This window comes from Shewanella sp. VK101 (genome assembly GCF_056497865.1).
The window spans coordinates 439,701-462,500 of sequence record NZ_CM151402.1; the positions used below are offsets into that span (position 1 = coordinate 439,701).

20 protein-coding genes (1 of these 20 cut by a window edge) are annotated in these 22,800 nt (G+C 54.9%); 18 read left to right on the forward strand and 2 right to left on the reverse strand.

Features of this window, described 5'->3' with window-relative positions; all coding sequences use genetic code 11:
• The first annotated feature begins 2 nt into the window (after window positions 1-2).
• A complete protein-coding gene (locus tag ACSHSR_RS02075) occupies window positions 3-1,583 on the forward strand; it encodes a nicotinate phosphoribosyltransferase (RefSeq protein WP_479631209.1) in 1,581 nt (526 codons plus the stop codon).
• Window positions 1,584-1,614: 31 nt separating this feature from the next.
• On the opposite strand, the gene ACSHSR_RS02080 is transcribed toward ACSHSR_RS02075, so the two are convergent.
• Window positions 1,615-1,914, reverse strand: a complete 300-nt coding sequence (locus ACSHSR_RS02080; protein WP_479631210.1) for a hypothetical protein — start codon at window positions 1,912-1,914, stop codon at window positions 1,615-1,617.
• A 604-nt stretch (window positions 1,915-2,518) separates the two neighbouring features.
• On the opposite strand from ACSHSR_RS02080, the gene mraZ reads away from it, so the two are divergent.
• The 15 genes from mraZ (at window position 2,519) to lpxC (ending at window position 19,432) form a co-directional block, all read left to right on the forward strand.
• The gene (gene mraZ, locus ACSHSR_RS02085) at window positions 2,519-2,977 is read left to right on the forward strand and encodes a division/cell wall cluster transcriptional repressor MraZ (protein ID WP_025010885.1); all 459 of its coding nucleotides are present in this window, start codon (window positions 2,519-2,521) and stop codon (window positions 2,975-2,977) included.
• 29 nt (window positions 2,978-3,006) lie between these two features.
• On the forward strand, window positions 3,007-3,948 hold the full coding sequence (rsmH, locus tag ACSHSR_RS02090; RefSeq protein ID WP_025010886.1) for a 16S rRNA (cytosine(1402)-N(4))-methyltransferase RsmH: 942 nt from the start codon (window positions 3,007-3,009) through the stop codon (window positions 3,946-3,948).
• 8 nt (window positions 3,949-3,956) lie between these two features.
• The gene (gene ftsL / locus ACSHSR_RS02095; RefSeq protein ID WP_025010887.1) at window positions 3,957-4,271 is read left to right on the forward strand and encodes a cell division protein FtsL; all 315 of its coding nucleotides are present in this window, start codon (window positions 3,957-3,959) and stop codon (window positions 4,269-4,271) included.
• On the forward strand, window positions 4,268-6,004 hold the full coding sequence (locus ACSHSR_RS02100; RefSeq protein WP_025010888.1) for a penicillin-binding transpeptidase domain-containing protein: 1,737 nt from the start codon (window positions 4,268-4,270) through the stop codon (window positions 6,002-6,004). The genes ftsL and ACSHSR_RS02100 overlap by 4 nt, the downstream gene beginning before the upstream one ends.
• On the forward strand, window positions 6,001-7,470 hold the full coding sequence (gene murE, locus ACSHSR_RS02105) for a UDP-N-acetylmuramoyl-L-alanyl-D-glutamate--2,6-diaminopimelate ligase (RefSeq protein ID WP_025888155.1): 1,470 nt from the start codon (window positions 6,001-6,003) through the stop codon (window positions 7,468-7,470). Before ACSHSR_RS02100 ends, murE begins: the two co-directional genes overlap by 4 nt.
• A complete protein-coding gene (locus tag ACSHSR_RS02110) occupies window positions 7,467-8,843 on the forward strand; it encodes a UDP-N-acetylmuramoyl-tripeptide--D-alanyl-D-alanine ligase (RefSeq protein ID WP_025888157.1) in 1,377 nt (458 codons plus the stop codon). The genes murE and ACSHSR_RS02110 overlap by 4 nt, the downstream gene beginning before the upstream one ends.
• On the forward strand, window positions 8,844-9,926 hold the full coding sequence (gene mraY, locus ACSHSR_RS02115) for a phospho-N-acetylmuramoyl-pentapeptide-transferase (RefSeq protein WP_071237737.1): 1,083 nt from the start codon (window positions 8,844-8,846) through the stop codon (window positions 9,924-9,926).
• Window positions 9,927-9,932: 6 nt separating this feature from the next.
• On the forward strand, window positions 9,933-11,252 hold the full coding sequence (gene murD, locus ACSHSR_RS02120; RefSeq protein WP_115389378.1) for a UDP-N-acetylmuramoyl-L-alanine--D-glutamate ligase: 1,320 nt from the start codon (window positions 9,933-9,935) through the stop codon (window positions 11,250-11,252).
• The gene (gene ftsW / locus ACSHSR_RS02125; RefSeq protein ID WP_345873466.1) at window positions 11,242-12,459 is read left to right on the forward strand and encodes a cell division protein FtsW; all 1,218 of its coding nucleotides are present in this window, start codon (window positions 11,242-11,244) and stop codon (window positions 12,457-12,459) included. Before murD ends, ftsW begins: the two co-directional genes overlap by 11 nt.
• Window positions 12,456-13,559, forward strand: a complete 1,104-nt coding sequence (gene murG / locus ACSHSR_RS02130) for an undecaprenyldiphospho-muramoylpentapeptide beta-N-acetylglucosaminyltransferase (protein WP_345873468.1) — start codon at window positions 12,456-12,458, stop codon at window positions 13,557-13,559. Before ftsW ends, murG begins: the two co-directional genes overlap by 4 nt.
• Window positions 13,556-15,025: a UDP-N-acetylmuramate--L-alanine ligase gene (gene murC, locus ACSHSR_RS02135; RefSeq protein WP_101058280.1), complete on the forward strand. Its 1,470-nt coding sequence runs from the start codon at window positions 13,556-13,558 to the stop codon at window positions 15,023-15,025. Before murG ends, murC begins: the two co-directional genes overlap by 4 nt.
• A gap of 96 nt (window positions 15,026-15,121) precedes the next feature.
• Window positions 15,122-15,886, forward strand: a complete 765-nt coding sequence (locus ACSHSR_RS02140) for a cell division protein FtsQ/DivIB (protein WP_106408513.1) — start codon at window positions 15,122-15,124, stop codon at window positions 15,884-15,886.
• 3 nt (window positions 15,887-15,889) lie between these two features.
• Window positions 15,890-17,125, forward strand: a complete 1,236-nt coding sequence (gene ftsA / locus ACSHSR_RS02145) for a cell division protein FtsA (protein WP_025010894.1) — start codon at window positions 15,890-15,892, stop codon at window positions 17,123-17,125.
• A 35-nt stretch (window positions 17,126-17,160) separates the two neighbouring features.
• A complete protein-coding gene (gene ftsZ / locus ACSHSR_RS02150) occupies window positions 17,161-18,333 on the forward strand; it encodes a cell division protein FtsZ (RefSeq protein ID WP_109247709.1) in 1,173 nt (390 codons plus the stop codon).
• Between the two features lie 178 nt (window positions 18,334-18,511).
• Complete coding sequence (gene lpxC / locus ACSHSR_RS02155; RefSeq protein ID WP_025010896.1) at window positions 18,512-19,432, forward strand: UDP-3-O-acyl-N-acetylglucosamine deacetylase; 921 nt, start codon at window positions 18,512-18,514, stop codon at window positions 19,430-19,432.
• Window positions 19,433-19,440: 8 nt separating this feature from the next.
• Here lpxC and ACSHSR_RS02160 read toward each other — a convergent pair whose 3' ends face one another.
• Window positions 19,441-19,893 carry a DUF721 domain-containing protein gene (locus ACSHSR_RS02160; RefSeq protein WP_025010897.1) on the reverse strand — a complete coding sequence of 151 codons (453 nt, stop codon included), beginning with the start codon at window positions 19,891-19,893 and terminating at the stop codon, window positions 19,441-19,443.
• A 28-nt stretch (window positions 19,894-19,921) separates the two neighbouring features.
• On the opposite strand from ACSHSR_RS02160, the gene ACSHSR_RS02165 reads away from it, so the two are divergent.
• Entirely contained in the window at window positions 19,922-20,821 is a 900-nt protein-coding gene (locus ACSHSR_RS02165; RefSeq protein WP_028781130.1) for a M23 family metallopeptidase, read from the forward strand.
• A gap of 58 nt (window positions 20,822-20,879) precedes the next feature.
• Window positions 20,880-22,800, forward strand: the 5' portion of a protein-coding gene (gene secA, locus ACSHSR_RS02170) for a preprotein translocase subunit SecA (RefSeq protein ID WP_208137864.1). The gene runs 803 nt beyond the window's last position; the window shows 1,921 of its 2,724 coding nt (coding positions 1-1,921); its start codon is at window positions 20,880-20,882; the stop codon falls past the right edge of the window.

Below are 22,800 nucleotides of genomic sequence, written 5' to 3' on the forward strand. Positions count from 1 at the left end.
TTATGAGTATCATCGCCCCCTCAATGCAGAAGGATGTCTACAAAGAGTTTCATGGTCGCGCCTATCATCCTCAGGTGACCGAGGTGTATGCCAACTTCACTTCCCGCAGCGGTCGCAATGCCAACATAGCAGACAATGACAAAGTCGCCTTTGTTGGACTGCAGTATTTTATCAAGAGCTATTTGATGGAGGAGTGGGACAGCTTCTTTAGTCAGCCGAAGGCGCAGGCCGTGGCCGCCCATAAGCGCATACTCAGTGCCATGCTGGGGTACAGTGTCGATGTTTCTTATCTGGAAAAACTCCACGACCTTGGGTATTTACCGCTGAGGATCAAGGCGCTGGAAGAGGGTACTCTGGTGCCTTATCTGGTGCCGCCGTTGACCATAGTCAACACCCATCCGGATTTCCCCTGGTTGACCAACATGATAGAAACCGTGCTCAGTTGTGAAAACTGGCCGATACAAACCAGTGCCACCACGGCCGTTGCTTACCTGCGTACCTTTAAAGAGTTCGCCGACAAGACAGGCCTGCCTGCCGAGATGGTAGCGTTTCAGGGGCATGACTTCAGTTTTCGCGGCATGTTCGGTAAGCAGGCCGCTGCCATGAGTGGTTTTGGCCATTTGGCCAGCGGTTTTGTTGGAACCGACACCATTCCGGCGGTGCTGTTTGCCGAGAAGTACTATGGTGCCGATGTCGATAAGGAGTTGGTCGGCGCCTCAGTGGATGCCACTGAGCACTCGGTGACCTGTTCCTGGATCCTCGAAGGGGAGATCGCCTTCTTCCGTTATCTGATGCAGACCCAGTCTCCCAAGGGGATCCTCAGTGTGGTGTCCGATACCTGGGATTTCTGGACTCTGGTGACTCAGTACTTACCTGAACTCAAGCAGGAGATCCTCGAGCGTGACGGCACCCTGGTGATCCGTCCCGATTCCGGCGATCCCGTGACCATTCTCAGCGGTTATAAGCTGGCGCCTGAATCACTTATCCGCGAATGTGGCCTGGATGAAGCATTGCAAAAGGCGGCCGATAACGGTTATGAGGCGATAAGTTGGCATGGTGAGTTTATCGGTCTGCAGCGCCAAACCCTGATGGCCTGCGAGGTGAAGGGGCTTATCGAGTGCCTGTGGGTCATTTTTGGTGGCACCTTGACCGACAAGGGTTACAAGTTATTGGATAACCATGTGGGTGCCATTTATGGCGATGCCATCACGCTCGAGCGCCAACGACAAATACTGCAGCGTTTGATGGATAAAGGTTTTGCTTCCAAAGTCGTGCTGGGGATTGGCTCATACAGCTATCAGTATGTCACCCGAGATACCCATGGCTCGGCAGTCAAGGCGACCCACGTGATAAAAGACGGCAAGCCGCTGGCGATTTTCAAGGCACCCAAGACTGATAGCCAAAAGCGTTCCGCCAAGGGGCTACTGCAAGTGGTTATGCAAGACGGGGAGCTAGTGCTGAGAGACGATGTTTCGGTGACTGAAGAAGCCCAGGGGCTGCTGCAAACCGTTTATGAGGATGGCAAACTACTTCGCGAAACCAATTTGGCCGAGATACGTCAGCGGGTGGCGGCGCAGCTGTGAAGCCTTGATTCAATGACATTTACCGGCAGGGTCAGACATCGATATCTATGATCTGACCCTTGCCTTCTTCCTGCGCCCTGGAGTCATCCCTTTCTTCATCTTCCTGGCGGCGGTTATGTTTACGCCGCTCGTGGGCAAAGCCTTTCTGCTCTTTGCGGCGATCAGCGACTTTTTCACGCTTGTCTATTTCGGGAGGCAGTTGCGATTGCGGGGCTTCGTGGCTGTCGGGCGCTATGGCGGAGCTGGTCTTGACCTGCTCCACTTCGCGTTTGGGCTGAAATATCGCCTTGACCGGGCGCGCCAACATGGCGTAAATGCTGTCCAATCCCATTAGAGTTCCCCGTGCCGGCGGCTTTTTGCGCCGGTTAGATGCTTTAACTGTTAGCCTATTCTGTATCCTTTATCGGCCTGTTTTGCCTAAAAATTAGACTGAATTTATCCTTTGGGGTTCCGGCTGTATCAAAACAGTGCTGAAATCTTTGACTCAGGCTCTGAACACTATGTAGGAAAAGCCTGTCGTTCTGATATGGGCAAGAAATTTTAGTTAACCATGATTTAACATTTAACCCTCAGATACGGCTGTTAGGTTGGCATAGTGGTTTATCCTGGCCGAGTTTTGCCGCCACAGAAGTTTGCACTGGATCGCACTCCAGAATGCCCGGATCCGGGAAACTTCTCCACAATCGTTTCTTTTCACTGTGAAAATCTCCCCTGTCAGTGTTGAAATTTTCCACTGCCAGGGGCCGTAGCACCACTTTTTGCCACTTGGAATTCGGCTGTTCAAAAAATGTTGTGACACGCTGCTAACCCGCTTGGTGACTGGCTTTATTCGAGTTTGCATTGCTTGACAATCCTTGTTGACTATCCCTAAACTTAGCATCTGTGGGAATTTGTGGATATTTGTGGATCTATTAACTGAGCAAGGATGAAACCAAGTGTTTTCCGGCGCAAGTGCTTTGAATCTGGATGCCAAGGGGCGGATCGCTATGCCAACGCGATACCGCGAGCCTCTGCATGCCGATCATCAAGGCAAGCTGGTAATCACTGTGGATATCCAATCTCCCTGCCTGTTGATCTATCCGATAAACGAATGGAACAAAGTCGCCGACAAGCTGCTCGGTCTGTCTGATTTTCAACCACAGGAGCGGGCGATGAAGCGCCTGATGTTGGGTTATGCCCAGGAATGTGAGTTGGATGCCAACGGCCGGGTTTTGCTGACTCCGCCGCTCAGGCAATACGCCTCTTTGGAAAAGAAGACCATGTTGGTTGGGCAGTTGAACAAATTCGAACTCTGGGATGAGCAGGTCTGGCAGCAGCAGCTGGCCGACAGCCTGGAGATGATTAAGAGCCAGGGATTGACCGCCAGTGAGCGGCTGGCTGATTTCTCACTCTGATGAGTGAGACCAGATTAAAGAAGAGAGTGATGAGCCAAAACTTTGCCCACCTGTCTGTCCTGCTTCAAGAAACGGTAGACGGGCTCAATATCCGCCCAGATGGCATCTATATCGACGGCACTTTCGGTCGAGGCGGACACTCACGTCAGATCCTTTCCCGCCTGGGAGAACAGGGGCGGCTGATTGCCATCGATAGAGACCCGGCGGCCATTGAAGCTGCCAAACAGTTTGCCGATGATCCGCGTTTCACCATAGTCCATGGCGGTTTTGGCCAGTTGGCCGACTATGTTGAGCAACTTGGGCTGGTGGGCAAGATAGACGGTGTCTTACTGGATCTCGGTGTGTCATCACCGCAACTTGACGATGCCGAGCGTGGCTTTAGTTTTCTGCGTGATGGTCCACTGGATATGCGGATGGATAACAGCCAGGGCGAAACGGCGGCTCAATGGCTCGCCAGGGCCGAAGTCGAAGATATGGCTTGGGTATTCAAGACCTATGGTGAAGAGAAAAACGCCCGCCATATCGCCCGTTGTATCGCCGCCGACCGTGATGAGAAGCCGTTTTTGCGCACCAAAGATTTGGCCGGCTTGATCGAAAGGATCACCAAACACAAAGAGCGCAACAAGCATCCGGCAACTCGAGTGTTTCAGGCGATTCGCATCTATATCAATAGCGAGCTGGATCAGATAGATCAAGCACTGGAAGGGGCACTGCAAGTACTGGCGCCCAAGGGACGGCTGTCGATCATCAGCTTCCATTCTCTTGAAGATCGCATGGTGAAGCGTTTTATCCGCCGTCACAGCAAAGGCGAGGAAGTGCCCTACGGTTTGCCGGTGACCGAGGCCGAGCTCAACCGCTCGCGGCAGCTGTTGCCCATAGGCAAGGCGATGAAACCGTCGGATGAAGAGATTGCCGTTAATGCCCGGGCCCGCAGTTCTGTACTCAGAATTGCCGAGCGTTTGCCTTACTGAGGTTGACGGTGAGTAAGTCGCAACTCAATCTGGCGCGCATAGTGCTGCAGGATCTTTGGCAGCACAAATGGATCCTCTTGCTGGGCATGCTGGTACTGGGTAATGCGGTTGCCGTGGTATATACCAGCCACATCAGCCGTACCCAAACTAGTGAGTTGGACAAGCTGTTACAGGAAAGGGATCGCTTGGATATCGAGTGGCGCAACCTGTTGCTGGAAGAACAGTCGCAGGCAGAGCACAGCCGGATAACCCGGATTGCGACCAAGGAATTGGACATGATAAGGCCCTTACCCAATGAAGAGGTGGTAGTGAGACTCCCATGAGAAAACAGGCTAAAAGGATTCAAAAGCCCCAACTGATCCACTGGCGACTGCAAGTGGTGGTGGCTTTTGTTTGCCTGTTGTTTGTCTCGCTTGTTGGACGTGCCGCCTACATCCAGGTGATAGAACCGGAAAAACTGCGTCATGAGAGTGATATGCGCACTCTGCGAACCACCTCCAACGAGGTGCAAAGAGGGCTTATCACTGACCGCAACGGCGAGATGCTGGCCGTCAGCGTGCCTGTACGTGCCGTCTACGCCGACCCCAAGGTGGTTCACGACAAGGATGGCTTCAATGATATGCGCCGTTGGCGGGCGCTGGCCGATGTATTGCACGAGCCGCTGGATGACCTGTTGGCAAGGGTGCAGTCCAACCCCAAGAAACGCTTTACCTACCTCAAGCGCCAGGTTACCCCGGCGGTAGCGCACTATATCGAACAACTGAAGCTACCCGGTATTTACCTCAAGTCTGAATCACGCCGTTACTATCCGGCCGGTGAGATCAGCGCTCAGCTGGTCGGGATCACCAATATCGATGATGTCGGCATCGAAGGCATTGAAAACACTTACAATAGCTGGCTGACCGGCACTCCCTCCAAGCAGAAGGTGCGCAAGTCCCGTGACGGCCGGGTGGTTGAGCGGCTGGATATTATCCAGGAGGGCGAGAGCCCCAATGATCTGGTGCTCAGCATAGATCAGCGTATTCAACAGTTGGCTTACCGTGAGCTCAAGCGTGCCACCGAAATGAACCAGGCAACATCCGGTTCTGTGGTGGTGCTGGATGTGCACACGGGTGAAGTGCTGGCGATGGTCAACACCCCCTCCTATAACCCCAACTCGCGGGAAAATCTGCAGAGCCACAGGATGCGTAACCGCGCCCTGACAGACACCTTCGAGCCGGGTTCGACGGTGAAACCCTTTGTGGTGGTAGCAGCGCTGGAAGCCGGAATCGTCAAGAGCGATGAGCTAATCCCGACATCACCCGGTTGGATGCGTATCGGTGGTCGGCAGGTGCGGGATGCTCGCAACTATGGCGATATGTCACTGGCGAAGATTTTGATCAAGTCCAGTAACGTGGGGATCAGTAAGTTGGCACTGGAAATGCCGGTGCAGCAGCTGCTGGGCACCTATCAGTCCATGGGGCTCGGCAACTATTCAGGGATCAACCTGACCGGCGAGAGTGCCGGTTTGGTGCAGGACAGACACAGATGGTCCGACTTTGAACGGGCGACTCTGTCCTTCGGCTATGGCCTGACCGCTACCCCGCTGCAATTGGCGCGTATGTACGCCACTCTGGGCAGCGGCGGCATGCTTTACCCGGTATCGATTCTTAAACTGAAGCAACCGCCGGAAGGCACCCGGGTAATAGCCCCGGACGTGGCCCGCGATGTGATCAACATGCTGGTGGGCGTGACCGAGAAGGGCGGCACAGGTACTCGGGCGCACATTGAAGGCTATCCGGTTGCCGGTAAGTCGGGCACCAGTCGTAAGGCGATAGCCGGTGGCTATGGCGATGATTATGTTGCCCTGTTTGCCGGTGTCGCGCCGGCCAATAACCCCAGGCTTGCCATGGTAGTGGTGATCAACGAGCCCAAAGGGGACAGATATTATGGCGGCGTGGTGGCGGCACCTGTGTTTGGCAAGGTGATGTCCGGCGCGTTGCAGATGTTGAATGTGGAGCCTGTGAGTGATGATACTCGCGTGCAACTGGCTCAGGTACCTAGGAGAGCAGAATGATGTTATTGCGGGATCTGCTGGCTCCCTGGTTTCATTACTCCGGCGCGGAGGCGGTGGCCGAGCCCTGTCTAGACAGCCGGAAAGTGGTTGAAGGCGGCCTTTTCGTGGCCGTTCCCGGACATCAGGCCGATGGTCGGGAGTATGTTGCCGCCGCCTTCAACAAGGGAGCCGCGGCTGCCTTGCTGCATACGGACGATCCGGATGCCCACGGCAAGGTGGAGCGGGAGCAAGGCTTAACCATCTACTTTTTTCAACTGAGTCGGCAGCTATCGGCGCTGGCGGCCCAGTTCTATGGCATTCACGCGGTCAAGCCTCGTCTGGTGGGGATTACCGGCACCAATGGCAAGACTTCTGTCAGCCAGCTAATCGCCCAGTGGGTGTCTTTGCTCGGCGAAAAGGCCGGTGTCATGGGCACTTTGGGGAACGGTTTGCTGGGGAAACTCCAGGAAGCGACCAATACTACCAGTGATGCCTTGGCCGTAATGGCCCAGCTCAAGGCTTTTGAGCTGATGGATGTCAGCGTCTGTGCCATGGAAGTATCCAGCCACGGTTTGGTGCAGGGGCGGGTAGAAGCCGCGCCCTTTGAAGTGGCTGTGTTTACCAACCTGAGCCGGGATCATTTGGATTATCACCATACTATGGAGGCTTATGCCGCCGCCAAATTGAGGCTGATGCGGTTTGCCTGTCTCAAACACGCGGTGATTAACCTGGATGACGCCACAGGGCAGGCCTGGTTCGAGGAACTGCCCAAGGCCAAGTTGCTCGGCTATAGCATTAAGCAAGATCCCAGAGCGGCAGTTGTTGCTGTTAATCCTCAATATCACGCCAAGGGCGTGCGCGCCGAGATCCACTGGCCGGAAGGCAAAGGCGTGCTGGAGACCCCGCTGCTGGGCGAATTCAATCTCTCCAATCTGTTGGCGGCGCTGACGGCGCTCTATGCCATGGGGTATCCGCTGCAAAAGCTGCTGTCGCTGTCACCGGCCCTGAAGCCCGTGCCCGGACGGATGGAGTGTTTCCCGTCGAACAAAGGTTTTTCGCTGGTGGTGGATTATGCCCACACCCCGGATGCGCTGGAGCAAGCGCTCAAGGCGCTGCGGCTGCATACCGACAACCGCCTCTGGTGTGTCTTTGGCTGCGGCGGCGATCGTGACAGGGGCAAGCGGCCGCTGATGGCCCGCGCTGCCGAGGCTTTTGCCGACCGCTTGATGGTCACCAGTGACAATACTCGCAGCGAAGAGCCGCAAACCATCATTGATGAAGTCATGGCCGGGCTGACTCAACCCGAGGCGGCATTCTCCTGTGTCGATAGGGTGACAGCCATTAAACAGGTTTGCGCCCAGGCCGAGGCGGGAGATGTGATTTTGCTGGCCGGCAAGGGGCATGAAACCTATCAGGAAGTGGCAGGAAGCCGTCATCACTACGATGAGCGGGCCTTGGCGCTGGAACTTAGCGGAGGCAAGGCATGATCCCTTTAACTCTGCAACAGATAGCCACGGCGCTGAATGCCAAGTTGATTCCAGCGACTGCCGCAGAGCAGCTGGTTGAGAGTGTCAGCACAGATAGCCGCGATATAGGCACCAAAGGTTTGTTTATCGCCCTCAAGGGTGAGCGCTTCGACGCCCATGAGTTTGCGCCAACGGCGGTCAAAAATGGCGCCGCAGCGCTCCTGGTCAGCCGCGAGTTGGCACTCGATGTGCCGCAGCTGCTGGTGGCCGACCCTCACCAGGCCCTGGGGCAACTGGCGGCTATGGTACGCAGCCTGGTATCACTCAAGTGTGTTGCCTTGACCGGCTCCAACGGCAAGACCAGCGTCAAGGAGATGTTGGCGACCATATTGTCGCAACATGCCAAGGTGCTCTACACAGCCGGTAACTTCAACAACGATATAGGCGTGCCGCTGACAGCCTTGCGACTGGAGCCTGAACACGAATACGCGGTATTTGAGCTTGGTGCCAACCACAAGGGTGAAATTGATTACACCTCGGCCATAGTGCGCCCGGATGTTGCCCTAGTGAACAATGTTGCCAGCGCCCACCTCGAAGGGTTTGGCTCAGAGGCCGGTGTGGCGGCGGCCAAATCCGAGATTTTCAATCACTTGGCCCCAGACGGCTGCGCCATTATCAATGCCGATGACAGATACGCCGAGGTAATGCGTCAGGCTGCGTTAGGCTACCGTCAGTTAAGCTATGGCATTGACGCAGCAGCCGAGTTGACAGCCAAAGATTTACAGGCCGATGCCTCGGGGCGTTATCGCTGCACTCTTTGCTGGCAGCAACAGGAGTATTCGCTGGCGCTGCCGCTGGCCGGCCGACACCAGGTGGCCAATGCCCTGGCGGCAACTTCGGTTTGCCTGGCGCTGAGCCTGGATATGGCAAGCATTATCTCTGGCTTGCAACAGATGCAGCCGGTCAAGGGACGCATGCTGCCCACTGAGCTTGGGCGAGTGCAGCTGATCGACGATAGCTATAACGCCAATCCGGCCTCGGTCAAGGCTGCGATCAACTGGCTTCACGAAATTCACGGAAATCGCATTCTGGTACTGGGCGATTTGGGGGAATTAGGCGACAATGCCCCCCTTTTGCATCGCGAGCTGGGTGAGTATGCCCGGGAGGCCGGGATAGATGCCCTGTTTTGCAGCGGTCAATTAACCCAGAACACCAGCCAGGGGTTTGGTACGGAACATCTGGATACCCAAGGGCGTTTGGTGGAAAGTTTAATCAAATATATCAATCAGTTGTCAGGGAGTGTCACTGTATTGGTCAAGGGTTCACGCAGCATGCGTATGGAGCGTGTGGTCGAGGCCCTTAAATCAGCCTTCGGGCGTGGGGAGTTAGTGTAGATGCTGGTGTATCTGGCGGAGTATCTAACCCAGTTTTATACCGGGTTTAACGTGTTTTCCTATTTGACCTTCAGAGCTATTCTGGGGTTGTTAACCGCCCTCAGCTTCGCGCTCTGGTGGGGGCCCAAGTTGATTGAACGTTTGCAGCTTTTGCAGATAGGCCAGGTGGTGCGTAACGATGGCCCTGAGTCACATTTCAGTAAGCGTGGCACCCCAACAATGGGTGGATTGCTGGTGCTGGCGGGGATCTTTATCAGTGTCCTGCTGTGGGGCGATCTCGGTAACCGTTATGTCTGGGTGATGTTATTCGTTCTGGGCAGCTTTGGCCTCATCGGTTTCCTCGATGATTACCGCAAGGTGGTGCGTAAGGATCCCAAGGGGCTGGTGGCCCGTTGGAAGTACATTTTACAGTCGCTGGCGGCAATTGCTGTGGCCTTTTATCTCTACGCCACCGCGGCCCTGCCGGGTGAAACCCAATTGGTGGTGCCTTTCTTCAAGGATGTGATGCCGCAGCTGGGGCTATTTTTTGTGGTACTGGCCTATTTCACCATAGTGGGTTCGAGCAATGCGGTTAACCTGACCGACGGCCTCGATGGCTTGGCGATTATGCCGACCGTTATGGTTGCGGCGGCGTTCGCGCTTATTGCTTACCTCTCCGGCCATGCGCAATTTGCCGGCTATCTGCATATTCCGCATCTGCCTGGCGCCGGTGAACTGGTGATTGTCTGCACCGCGATAGTCGGTGCCGGTCTTGGTTTCCTTTGGTTCAACACCTATCCGGCACAAGTGTTTATGGGCGACGTGGGCTCGTTGTCACTGGGCGCGGCGCTCGGCACCATGGCAGTGCTGGTACGACAGGAAATCTTGCTGGTGATCATGGGCGGTGTATTCGTAATGGAGACTGTGTCAGTCATCCTTCAGGTTGGATCCTATAAGCTGCGTGGCCAACGGATTTTCCGTATGGCACCCATACACCACCACTATGAATTGAAAGGTTGGCCCGAGCCCAGAGTGATAGTGCGTTTCTGGATTATCTCTTTGTTCCTGGTTCTGCTGGGATTGGCCACCCTGAAGTTGAGGTAAACAGTCATGATGAGTCGCTGTTCGCACATAGTGTTGGGATTGGGGGCCACAGGCTTGTCTGTGGTGCGCTATCTGGTGGCTCAGGGGCATGCCCCTATGGTGATGGACAGCCGCCGCAATCCACCCGGTGCCGAGGCGCTGAAAAATGAGTTTCCGGATCTGGAATTTTGCTTCGGTGGTTTCGATTGCCGTGGTCTGGTGCAGGCCGAGCAGATCATCATCAGTCCCGGGATCCCCATGGATACCCCCGAAGTAAGGGCGGCGTTGGATATGGGCATAGAAGTGATCGGCGATGTGGAACTGTTTGCCCGCGCCATCGCCGACAAGGGCCCATGTGTGCTGGCGATTACCGGCTCCAATGGCAAGTCGACTGTGACGACTCTGGTCGGTGAAATGCTCAAAGCCGGTGGCAAGCAAGCCGCCATCGGCGGCAACATAGGGGTGCCGGCGTTGGAGCTTTTGGGCGAAAACGTCAGCCACTATGTGCTGGAGCTATCCAGTTTCCAGTTGGAAACCACTCATAGTCTCAAGTGTTTGGCGGCAACTTGCCTGAACATTTCTGAAGACCACATGGACAGATACAGCGACCTGGAAGCCTATCGCCAGGCCAAACTGCGTCTCTATGAACTGAGCCGACTGGCGATTTTCAACCGGGATGATCCGCAAACTCAGCCCATGTCACCCATGAACAACAACAGCTTTGGTTTGGGTAACCCCGAAGGGGATGAGTGGGGGATCACCGACGGCAAGATTTTCCACGGCAGCAGTGAAATCATGAATCTGATGGATGTGGCACTGCTCGGCAGCCATAACCACGCCAATCTGCTGGCCGCCATGGCGTTGGCCGATGCGGCCGGAGTTGATAAGGAAGCCATGGCCAAAGTGGCCCGCGAGTACAAAGGCTTGCCGCACAGATGTGAACTGGTGGCGGTCAAGAATGGCGCCACCTGGATCAACGATTCCAAGGCCACCAATGTGGGCGCTACCGTGGCTGCGCTCGAAGGGCTCAGCGACTACCTCGGTGATGTGATCCTGATTGCCGGTGGTGATGGTAAAGGAGCCGATTTCCGGCCGCTTGCCAATGCGCTCGGCTCTGTGACTCACCTTATTACCCTGGGGCGAGACGGTGACAAGATTGCGGCATTGAAAGAGGGCGCCATCAAGGTTGGCTCCATGGCAGAAGCCGTGAGCAAAGCCGCCGAGCTGGCGAGTTCCGGAGACATAGTCTTGTTGTCACCGGCCTGTGCCAGCCTGGATATGTACAGTAACTTTATGGCCAGAGGCGATGATTTCCGCCAACTGGTGGAGGCGCTGGATGAGCAGTGATGAACGACAACTCAGCCTGTTCGGGACCAGCCTCAAGTGGCGCTGGCCCGACTGGTTCGGTGAGAAGCAATCGCAGGGCATGCAACTGTATGACCGGCGTTTGCTGCTTGCCGTTTTGTCGTTGATCGCCTTTGGCTTTGTGATGGTGATGTCGGCTTCTATGCCGGAAGCCCAGAGCCTGACAGGTAATCCGTTTCACTTTGTGACCCGTCATCTGTTTTATCTGGTGGGTTGCGTGGTGATAGCCGCAGTGGTGTTGCAGGTAGAGATGCAGCGCTGGCAGCAACTGAGTCCGCTGATGCTGTTGCTGGTTGGAGTCATGTTGGTGGCTGTGCTGATAGTGGGCACCACAGTAAACGGGGCGACCCGCTGGCTGTCTCTGGGGCCGGTGAGAATTCAGGTAGCCGAGATAGCCAAGTTTGCTTTTGCGGTCTACATGGCCGGTTATCTGGTACGGCGGCATCAGGAAGTGCGTGAAAACGCCAAGGGCTTTTACAAACCGATTGCGGTTTTTGCCGTCTATGCCTTCTTGATCCTGATGCAACCGGATCTGGGAACTGTGGTGGTGCTGTTTGTTGGCACAGTCGGGCTGCTGTTTTTGGCCGGCGCCCGTTTGCTGGACTTCTTTGCGTTGATCCTTGCAGGGGTTATGACCTTTGTGGCTTTGGTTCTGCGGGAGCCCTACCGGATGCGGCGGGTAACTTCCTTCCTCGACCCCTGGCAGGATCCGTTCGGCAGTGGTTACCAGTTGACTCAGTCGCTGATGGCCTATGGCCGCGGCGACTGGTTTGGTCAGGGACTTGGCAACAGTATCCAGAAACTGGAATACCTGCCGGAGGCGCACACTGACTTTATCTTTGCCGTTATAGGGGAAGAGCTTGGATTTATGGGCATTATCGCTGTGCTGGCGGTACTGCTGTTTGTGGCGCTGCGGGCAATTCGTCTCGGCAGTCAATGCTTGGCCATGGATCGGGCATTTGAGGGTTATCTGGCCTACGCCATAGGGATCTGGATCTGTTTCCAGACTGTGGTGAACGTGGGCGCCAGTATCGGCATTTTGCCGACCAAGGGGCTGACACTGCCCTTTATCAGCTATGGCGGCAGTAGTCTCTGGGTGATGACGGCTGCGGTCATGATGCTGATCCGGATAGATCATGAGCGGCGTCTCAGCCTGATCCAGGCGGTGCATGGGAGGCTGAAGTCATGAAAGGTAACAATTTGAATAACAAACGTATTTTGGTGATGGCCGGTGGTACCGGCGGTCACGTTTTTCCGGCGTTGGCAGTGGCCCGACGCCTGGCACAGCAGGGCTGGCAGGTGCGTTGGCTGGGCACGGCAGACCGGATGGAGGCACGCTTGGTGCCTCAACACGGCTTTGACATAGATTTTATTGACATCAAGGGCGTGCGCGGCAACGGAGTAGTGCGCAAGCTGGCAGCGCCTTTCAAGGTGCTGCGCTCGATTATCCAGGCGCGCAGGGTCATCCGCGAATTTCGGCCGGATGTGGTGTTGGGCATGGGCGGCTTTGCCAGCGGTCCGGGCGGCGTTGCCGCCAAGCTCAGTGGTATTCCGCTGGTGTTGCATGAGCAAAACGCCATTCCGGGGATGACCAATAAGCTGCTTTCCCGTATCGCCACTAAGGTGCTGTGCGCCTTTGCCAACACCTTCGAGCCGGGTAAAGCCGAAGTGGTGGGCAACCCTATTCGCCAGGAGCTTATCACTCTGGGTGGGCAGCCCAGAGCTCAGCATCAGGATGCGCTGAAAATTCTGGTCGTCGGTGGCAGCCTGGGGGCCAAGGTATTCAACGACCTTATGCCGGCCGTGGTTGCCGAGGTCAGCAAGTCACAGTCAGTGACAGTTTGGCATCAGGTGGGTAAGGGTAATCAGGTGCCGGTGGAAGCTGAATATCAGCAGCTGGGACAGGACGGCAGAGTCAAAGTCGCTGAGTTTATCGATGATATGGAAGCCGCTTATCGCTGGGCCGATGTGGTCATCTGCCGCGCCGGAGCCTTAACCGTTTCCGAGCTGGCGGCCGTTGGCCTACCCAGCCTGTTGGTGCCTTATCCCCATGCGGTGGATGATCACCAGACCCGCAACGCCCAGGTGTTGGTGGATGCGGGCGCGGCCTTCCTGTTGCCGCAGCCGATTGTCGATGTGCCCAGGCTGGCGAATAAGCTGGCCTTGCTTGGCAGTGATAGAAATGAATTGGCCCTGATGGGGCAAAGAGCCAGAGCGGCCGCCGTGCTGGATGCGACAGATAAAGTCGCCCAAGTCTGTATCGAACTGGCAGAGAAAGGAAATAGATGAATAACAGAGCAGAGAAATACGCCCAGCTTCGCGCCATGATCCCGGAAATGCGCCGGGTGCGTCGTATTCACTTTGTTGGCATAGGTGGTGCCGGCATGGGGGGCATTGCCGAGGTTCTGGTCAACGAAGGTTATCAGGTCAGTGGTTCAGATATTGCTGAAAATGCCGTGACTGAGCGTTTGGCGGCTCTGGGTGCTCGCATCATTATTGGCCACAGTGCTGAGGCTGTGGTGAACGTTGATGTGGTGGTGGTTTCCACCGCGATTAAAGCGGATAACCCGGAAGTCGCGGCCGCCAGAGCCAGCCGCACTCCGATAGTGCGCCGTGCCGAGATGCTGGCCGAGCTGATGCGTTACCGTCATGGTGTGGCGATTGCCGGCACCCATGGCAAAACCACTACAACCAGCCTTATCGCCAGTGTTTATGGCCAGGCCGAGCGGGATCCGACCTTTGTAATAGGTGGTCTGCTCAATAGTGCCGGCACCAATGCTCGCTTGGGGCACAGCCGTTACCTTATCGCCGAGGCCGATGAGAGTGATGCCAGCTTCCTGCATCTGCAGCCCATGGTGAGTGTGGTAACCAATATTGAAGCCGACCATATGGATACTTATGGCGGCGATTTTGAGAAGTTGAAAACCACCTTTGTGGACTTCCTGCATAACCTGCCGTTCTACGGCGTGGCCGTGCTCTGTATCGATGATCCTGTGGTGAAAGAGATCATGCCGCGTATTGGTCGCCACATGGTGACCTATGGCTTCAGTGATGAGGCTGATGTGCAGGCACTCAACTTTAGCCAGGAAGGGCATCAATGCCGTTTCACCGTGCGTCGCAAGGGGCGGGACGACTTGGAGCTGCTGCTGAATCTGCCGGGACGGCACAATGTGCTGAACGCCTTGGCGGCGATTGCCGTGGCCAGTGAAGATGATATAGATGATGCCGCCATAGTGCAGGCGCTGGCGGAGTTCCAGGGAATTGGCCGCCGCTTCCAGCACCTGGGGGCCTTCGATACTCCCAAGGGCGAGGTGATGCTGGTTGATGATTACGGCCATCATCCCAGCGAAGTCGCAGCCACTATCAAGGCGGCTCGTGCCGGTTGGCCTAATAAGCGCCTGGTGATGGCTTATCAGCCACACAGATATAGCCGCACCCGGGATCTGTACGAGGACTTTGTCGAAGTATTGTCTCAGGTCGATGGCCTATTGCTGCTGGAGGTCTATCCCGCCGGTGAAGCACCTATCGCGGGAGCTGACAGCCGCGCGTTGTGCCGCAGCATCAGATTACGTGGTCAGGTCGACCCTATCTATGTCGCTACGCCGGAGCAGTTGCAGGAGATACTGCCGGATGTGCTCAAGGACGGCGATCTGCTGATGACCCAAGGCGCAGGTAACATAGGCGCCCTGGCGCGCCAACTGGCGAGCAGCAAACTGGGGTTTAGTGATGATAAGAAAGATACGATTGCTGAATAGATTTTCGCCGCTTAATGGCTTGAAAACAGTATCTTTTGACCAAGAAAACCAGCCCTATATAATGGCCGGTTTTCCGCCAAGCTAACGGGCAGGACCATGGCGCTGAAGGACAGGTTGCACAAGGGCCGGGCAAGGCTAGCCGGAGTCAATTGGTATCTCTGCAGCGGGATTGGCTTTCTGCTGTTGGTACTGGCGGCATTCGGCATGGCGGCTTGGAAACTGGGACTGGTGCTGAATGATGCCGAGGCTTTGCCCATTGAGGCAGTGGCGATAAAAGGCGAGCGCCAGTACACCACGGATGCGGAAATCCGTGGCGCCTTGCAGGACTTGATGCAGCGTAGCTTTTTCAGTGCTGATGTGGCCGAGGTGCAGCAGGCGCTGGAGGCCCTGCCTTGGGTATACCGGGCCTCGGTTCGGCGCGAATGGCCGGCCAAGCTGAAGGTTTATCTGCAGGAGCAGGTCGCCGTGGCGCACTGGAATCAGGATGAATGGCTCAATGAACACGGCGAGGTGTTCCTGGCGCCACCGCAACCCGGGCTGGAAAATCTGCCTTGGCTGGCGGGACCTGAACCTATGGCGAAGGAGGTATTAATCTCCTTTCGGCAGATGGATGAACTGCTGCGGATAAACAGCTTCAAGCTGGATAGATTGAGTCTCAGCCCGAGACATGCCTGGGAGGCGACTTTGGGCAACGGCATCATGCTGGAGTTGGGACGAGAGGACAAGATGGCGCGGATACAGCGTTTTATCAACGTGTATCCCGAGTTGGTTAAACAGGAAAAGAGTGTCGCCAGAGTGGATCTACGCTATGACACGGGTCTGGCAGTAGGCTGGGAAGACGCACAAGAAGAGAGCCGTTAATTAATGACCAAGAACCAAGATAGAAATCTGATCGTCGGATTGGACATAGGGACATCCAAGGTCGCTGTGATCATAGGTGAAGTCTTGCCTGATGGCGAAATCAGTGTCGTCGGTCTGGGTAATCATCCATCACGCGGCATGGATAAAGGCGGGGTCAACGACCTCGATTCTATCGTGCGCAGTGTGCAGCGGGCCCTGGATCAGGCCGAGCTGATGGCAGACTGTCAGGTGTCTTCGGTGTATTTGAGCATTTCCGGCAAGCATATTGATTGTCAGAACGAAAACGGCATGGTCTCCATCAATGATGAAGAGGTGACCCAGGAAGACGTGGACAACGTCATTCACACGGCCCGTTCGGTGAAGATCCCCACCGAGCGCCGCATTTTGCACGTACTGCCGCAGGAATATGCCATAGATGTTCAGGAAGGGATCCGCAGCCCTATCGGCATGTCCGGCATGCGGATGGAAGCCAAGGTGCATATAGTTACCTGCGCCAATGATATGGCCAAGAACATCACCAAGAGTGTTGAGCGCTGTGGCCTCAAGGTGGACGACCTGGTGTTTTCCGGTATCGCTTCGGCCGATGCGGTACTGACCAATGATGAAAAAGATCTGGGTGTCTGTCTGGTGGATGTCGGTGGTGGCACCACAGATATCGCTGTGTATACCAATGGCGCTCTGCGTCACTGCGCCGTGGTGCCGGTGGCCGGCAATCAGGTAACCAGTGATATCGCCAAAATTTTCCGCACGCCGCTGTCGCATGCCGAGCAGATTAAAGTGCAGCATGCCAGTGCCCGCAGCTCCATGGTGAGCCGTGAAGACAGCATAGAGGTGCCGTCCGTAGGTGGCCGGCCATCAAGGACCATGTCGCGTCATACTCTGGCCGAAGTGGTTGAACCCAGATATCAGGAACTGTTCGAGTTGGTATTCAAAGAGCTCAAGGACAGTGGCCTGGAAGATCAAATTGCCGCCGGCATAGTGTTGACCGGTGGCACAGCCTCTATCGAAGGGGCGGTGGATGTTGCCGAAGCCACGTTCGGCATGCCGGTCAGGGTGGCATCACCGCTGCCGGTGAAAGGTTTGTATGAATATGTGGATCAGCCCATCTACTCCACAGGTGTTGGGCTGTTACATTACGGCGCGCGCAGGGTTATCGAACGTCAGTTTGAACGACCCGAGCGTCAAGGGGTGACCAGTCTCTGGAATCGGGTTCAGAGCTGGTTTAAAGGTGAGTTTTAACTTACGTAAACGCAGGTAATACGGAGAATTCAACCATGTTTGAGATCATGGATACTCATTCTGACGAGGCGGTGATAAAGGTCATCGGCGTCGGTGGTGGCGGTGGTAATGCCGTCGAACATATGGTGAAACACAACATCGAAGGTGTTGAGTTTGTTGCCACCAATACAGATGCCCAGGCACTGCGTAAGTCTGCCGCGGGCACCACAATTCAACTGGGGCGCGATGTCACCAAGGGCCTGGGTGCCGGTGCCAACCCGGAAGTCGGTCGCGCTGCTGCCGAAGAAGATCGTGAAAATATCCGTGAGGCCATCAAGGGCTCGGATATGATCTTCATCGCTGCCGGTATGGGCGGTGGTACGGGGACAGGTGCTGCTCCTGTGGTGGCGCAGATTGCCCGCGAAGAAGGGATATTGACAGTGGCCGTGGTCACCAAGCCTTTCCCATTCGAAGGCAAGAAGCGTATGGCCTATGCCGATCAGGGTATTGGAGAGCTGGCCAAACATGTTGACTCGCTGATCACTATCCCCAACGAGAAGCTGCTCAAGGTATTGGGCCGTGGTACATCACTGCTGGATGCCTTCGCTGCCGCCAACAACGTACTCTTGGGCGCGGTGCAGGGTATCGCTGAGCTGATCACCCGTCCCGGTCTGATTAACGTCGACTTCGCCGACGTGAAAACCGTTATGTCCGAAATGGGTAACGCCATGATGGGCACAGGGGTGGCTCGTGGTGAAGACCGCGCCGAAGAAGCTGCCGAAGCGGCCGTTGCCAGTCCGCTGCTGGAAGATATCGACTTGGCAGGCGCCCGCGGCGTACTGGTCAATATCACTGCCGGCATGGATATGAGCATCGAAGAGTTCGAGACTGTGGGTAACCACGTCAAGGCTTACGCTTCTGACAACGCGACAGTGGTAGTTGGTGCTGTTATAGATCCGGAAATGAGCGATGAGCTGCGAGTCACTGTAGTTGCTACCGGCATAGGTTCGGAAAGAAAACCTGACATTCAGCTGGTATCCAAACCTGCTCCACGTCAGGAACCTGTACCAGAGCCTAAGGTCGAAGCTTACGTGCCTCAGGAAGAAGCTGTTACGCCTGTATCTCACAAGAGCAATGCGGTTCCTGCGTCACAGCCTGCGCCCAACCCGCACAAAAACGAGCTTGATTATTTGGATATTCCGGCGTTTTTGCGTAAGCAAGCCGACTGATACTGGCGGTTATCGCTGGTGTAAATTGGGTGATCTCCTTTGTTTCTGTTAAGCAAAGGCAGGTAAATTTTTGTGAAATTACCAATTTATGCTAGGATATCCGACCAGCCGCGCCTGACGAGTGTCGATTTTATCGTCAAAGGCAGGGCTTTTTGTTGAGATGAATACGGGTAACTAAATGATTTTTCAAAGAACTGTTGAAAAAATGGTAAAGACCACCGGTGTCGGTTTGCACTCCGGCAATAAGGTGACTTTGACTATCAAGCCCGCACCAGTCAATACAGGGATCGTACTCGTGCGCACCGATATGCAGCCGGCAGTGGAGATTGCTGCCAAGGCAGAGCAGGTGCGTGAAACGACTATGTGTACGGCTCTGGTCAATGATGAAGGTGTTCGCATCTCAACGATTGAGCATCTGTTTGCTGCACTCGCGGGTTTGGGAATCGACAATGCCGTTATTGAAGTGGATGCTCCCGAGATCCCTATCATGGATGGCAGTGCCAGCCCTTTTGTATTCCTGCTGCAAAGCGCGGGGATCAAAGATCAGTCAGCGGCCAAGAAATATCTGAAAATCAAGCGCACAGTGCGTGTTGAAGACGGTGATAAGTGGGCTGAACTGCGACCTTTCAAAGGTTTCAGAGTCGATTTTGCCATCGATTTCAATCACCCTGAAATCGCCCGTAGTCAACAGCATATGGTGATGGATTTTTCCTCTTCTGCCTTTGTGAAAGATATCAGTCGTGCCAGAACCTTTGGTTTTATGCGTGATATCGAGTATCTGCGTGCCAACAACCTGGCATTGGGCGGCAGTATGGAAAACGCGGTTGTGCTTGATGAATATCGTGTCCTCAACCCCGATGGCCTGCGTTATGAGGATGAATTTGTTAAGCACAAGATTCTGGATGCGTTTGGTGACCTGTATGTGGCGGGTCACGCCATAGTCGGAGAATTCTGTGCCTACAAGACGGGGCATGCCCTGAACAACCAGCTGGTGCGGGCATTGCTTGCTCAGCAGGATGCCTGGGAGTTGGTCAGCTTCGAAAAAGAAGCGGATGTGCCTGTCAGCTTTATGATGCCATCCAATGTCGTGATGGCTTAATCGTAAAACTAGGACTGCCTTTTACGGCTGGCTAATGCAGCCAGCCGTTTTAGTTTCTGGCCCAGCTCGCCCTCGGTGTGTTCGGCCAGTGCATTAATATGTGAAGCTGCAGTTTCACTCAGTTGTCTGTGAACCACTTGGGGTTTTGCCCCCGATGTTGCCAGTGCCGGGTTGACTTTAACCTCAATAGCGGTAAGCATTGGGAGCGTTTCTGCCTGAAGTTGGGCAAGAAGTTTGGTTTTTTGAAAGTTAATCCTGGCGGCCCAAGCGGCGGAAGGGGTCTCAATAACCAACACACTTTGGCGCAGATTGGCAACTTTCAGCTGTTCGCTGACAGGGCCTGACAGCAGTTGTTTGACATGCTGGTTCAGATACAACAAAAGCTCCGCTTTCTCGGCCAGATCGGGCAAACGTCCCGACTGATGCAGTAATTGGCTGAGGTGCTGAGGGAGCTTCTTCATTACGATAATAAGATGGCTGAATTAGGCTATGAGTGTAACAGTTTTTATTCAAGGTCGGAATGGCGTGACGCGCTGGCAACCGGGCAAACGCTGGTTGCTGTTGCCTATTTTGCTCCTCGCTGCGGGCACTGGGCTCTATCATTACAACGCCGAGCGATTTGAGTCGCAACAGGCTAACGTCGACAACGAGCGTCAGGCTCGTGAGCAGCAACAGAAACAAGTCAAAGAACTCAAGCAAGCAACAGAGACTCAGTTGGCAACTCTGGTGGCGCATGTCGCCAGAATGCAGGCCAAACTGACCCGGCTTGAGGCTCTCGGGCAAACTCTTGCCCAGAATTACCAACTTGAAGAACAGTTCGATTTCGGCGCCGAGGTAGGTCTGGGTGGTTTGAGCGAGCTGGGTACCAGCATAGAGCTGGAGCAGCTGATCTCTGATATGGATCGGCTGGCATCAGGAATTGATAGCAATAATGCTCAGTTGTCACTGCTTGAAACAGTGGCTTCCAATCTCCATATAGATGAAGAGCGTTATATATCAGGGCGGCCAATCAATAAAGGTTGGTTATCTTCGCCCTACGGTTTACGTAATGATCCTTTCAATGGCCGCAGAACTGTGCATAAAGGCATAGACTTTGCGGGTACAGAAGGAGCCGATGTGATCGCCACCGGTGGTGGTGTGGTGACATGGGCCGGGAATATGTTTGGCTATGGTGAGTTGGTGGAGATAGATCACGGTAACGGATTGCGCACCCGCTATGGCCATAATAAAGCTTTGTCAGTAACTGTAGGTGATGTGGTCGCCAAGGGCGAGAAAATTGCCACCATGGGAAGCACTGGGCGTTCGACAGGACCTCATGTGCATTACGAAGTGTTGCGGGGTGGACAGCAGATAGATCCCAAGAAGTACGTCTACCGCAAAGCAGGTTAATTGGAACTGGCCGCCAGACTCGCAAGAGGCTTGGCCTACAACAGAATAAGTGATTCAGATGTTAGGTAAATTACTGACAAAAGTATTTGGTAGTCGTAACGACCGCACCCTTAAAACCCTGGGCAAGATAGTCAACAAGATCAACGCGCTCGAAGGTGAATATGAGCAACTCAGCAATGAGCAGCTCAAGGCCAAAACCCAGGAGTTCCGTGATCGGCTCGAAAAAGGGGAAACCCTTGACGACATCATGGCCGAAGCCTTTGCCACTGTGCGAGAGGCTTCCAAGCGGGTGTTCGAGATGCGCCACTTCGACGTGCAGTTGATAGGTGGTATGGTGCTGGACAGCAACCGCATTGCCGAGATGCGCACCGGTGAAGGTAAGACTCTGACCGCCACGCTGCCGGCCTATCTCAATGCGCTGACCGGTAAGGGCGTTCACGTTATTACCGTGAACGACTATCTGGCTCGCCGTGACGCCGACACTAACCGCCCACTGTTTGAATTCCTTGGAATGACGGTTGGGGTTAACGTCGCCGGTCTTGGTCAGCTGGAAAAGAAAGCTGCCTATAACTCAGATATCACTTACGGTACCAACAACGAATTTGGTTTCGACTATCTGCGCGACAACATGGCGTTTTCACCACAGGAGCGGGTACAGCGTCCATTGCATTATGCTCTGATAGACGAAGTCGACTCCATTCTTATTGATGAAGCCCGTACACCGCTGATCATCTCCGGCGCCGCGGAAGACAGCTCTGAGCTCTACATCAAGGTCAACACACTGATCCCTAATCTGATCCGCCAGGATAAAGAAGACTCGGACGACTATGTCGGTGAGGGTGACTTCAGTGTTGATGAAAAGGCCAAGCAAGTTCACATGACTGAACGTGGCCAGGAAAAAATTGAACTCCTGTTGATCCAGGCCGGACTGCTGGCCGAAGGGGATTCGCTCTACTCGGCTGCCAATATCTCTCTGCTGCACCATGTCAACGCCGCGCTGCGCGCTCACACCCTGTTTGAACGTGATGTCGACTACGTTGTGCAGGACGGCGAAGTGATCATCGTCGATGAGCACACAGGTCGTACCATGCAGGGGCGCCGTTGGTCTGAAGGTTTGCATCAGGCGGTGGAAGCCAAAGAAGGCGTGAAGATCCAGAATGAAAACCAGACCCTGGCTTCTATCACCTTCCAAAACTACTTCCGTCAGTATGAAAAACTGGCCGGTATGACAGGTACTGCCGATACCGAAGCCTTCGAATTCCAGCATATCTATGGTTTGGATACCGTAGTCATCCCCACCAACCGGCCTATGATCCGTAACGATATGGCTGACTTGGTGTACCTCACTGCCAAAGAAAAGTACGCCGCCATTATCCAGGACATCAAAGGGTGCCGTGAACGTGGTCAGCCGGTATTGGTCGGTACAGTTTCCATCGAGCAGTCTGAGCTGCTGTCCAACCTGTTGGACCGGGAAAAGATCCCTCACAAGGTACTGAACGCCAAATTCCACGAAAAAGAAGCTGAAATTGTTGCTCAGGCCGGACGTAGTGGAGCGGTAACCGTAGCCACCAACATGGCCGGTCGTGGTACGGATATCGTCTTGGGTGGCAGCTGGAAAGCGGAAGTTGAGGAACTGGAAAACCCAACCGAGGAGCAGATCGCCAAGATCCGTGTTGACTGGCAAGAGCGTCACGATGCCGTGGTTGCTGCCGGTGGTTTGCACATTCTGGGCACAGAACGTCACGAGTCCCGTCGTATCGATAACCAGCTGCGTGGTCGTTCCGGCCGTCAGGGCGATGCGGGTTCATCACGTTTCTATCTGTCGATGGAAGACAGCCTGATGCGGATCTTCGCTTCAGATCGCGTTGCCAACATGATGAAGAAGTTGGGCATGGAAGAAGGCGAAGCCATCGAACATCCTTGGGTATCTCGTGCGATTGAGAATGCCCAGCGCAAAGTGGAAGCCCGTAACTTCGATA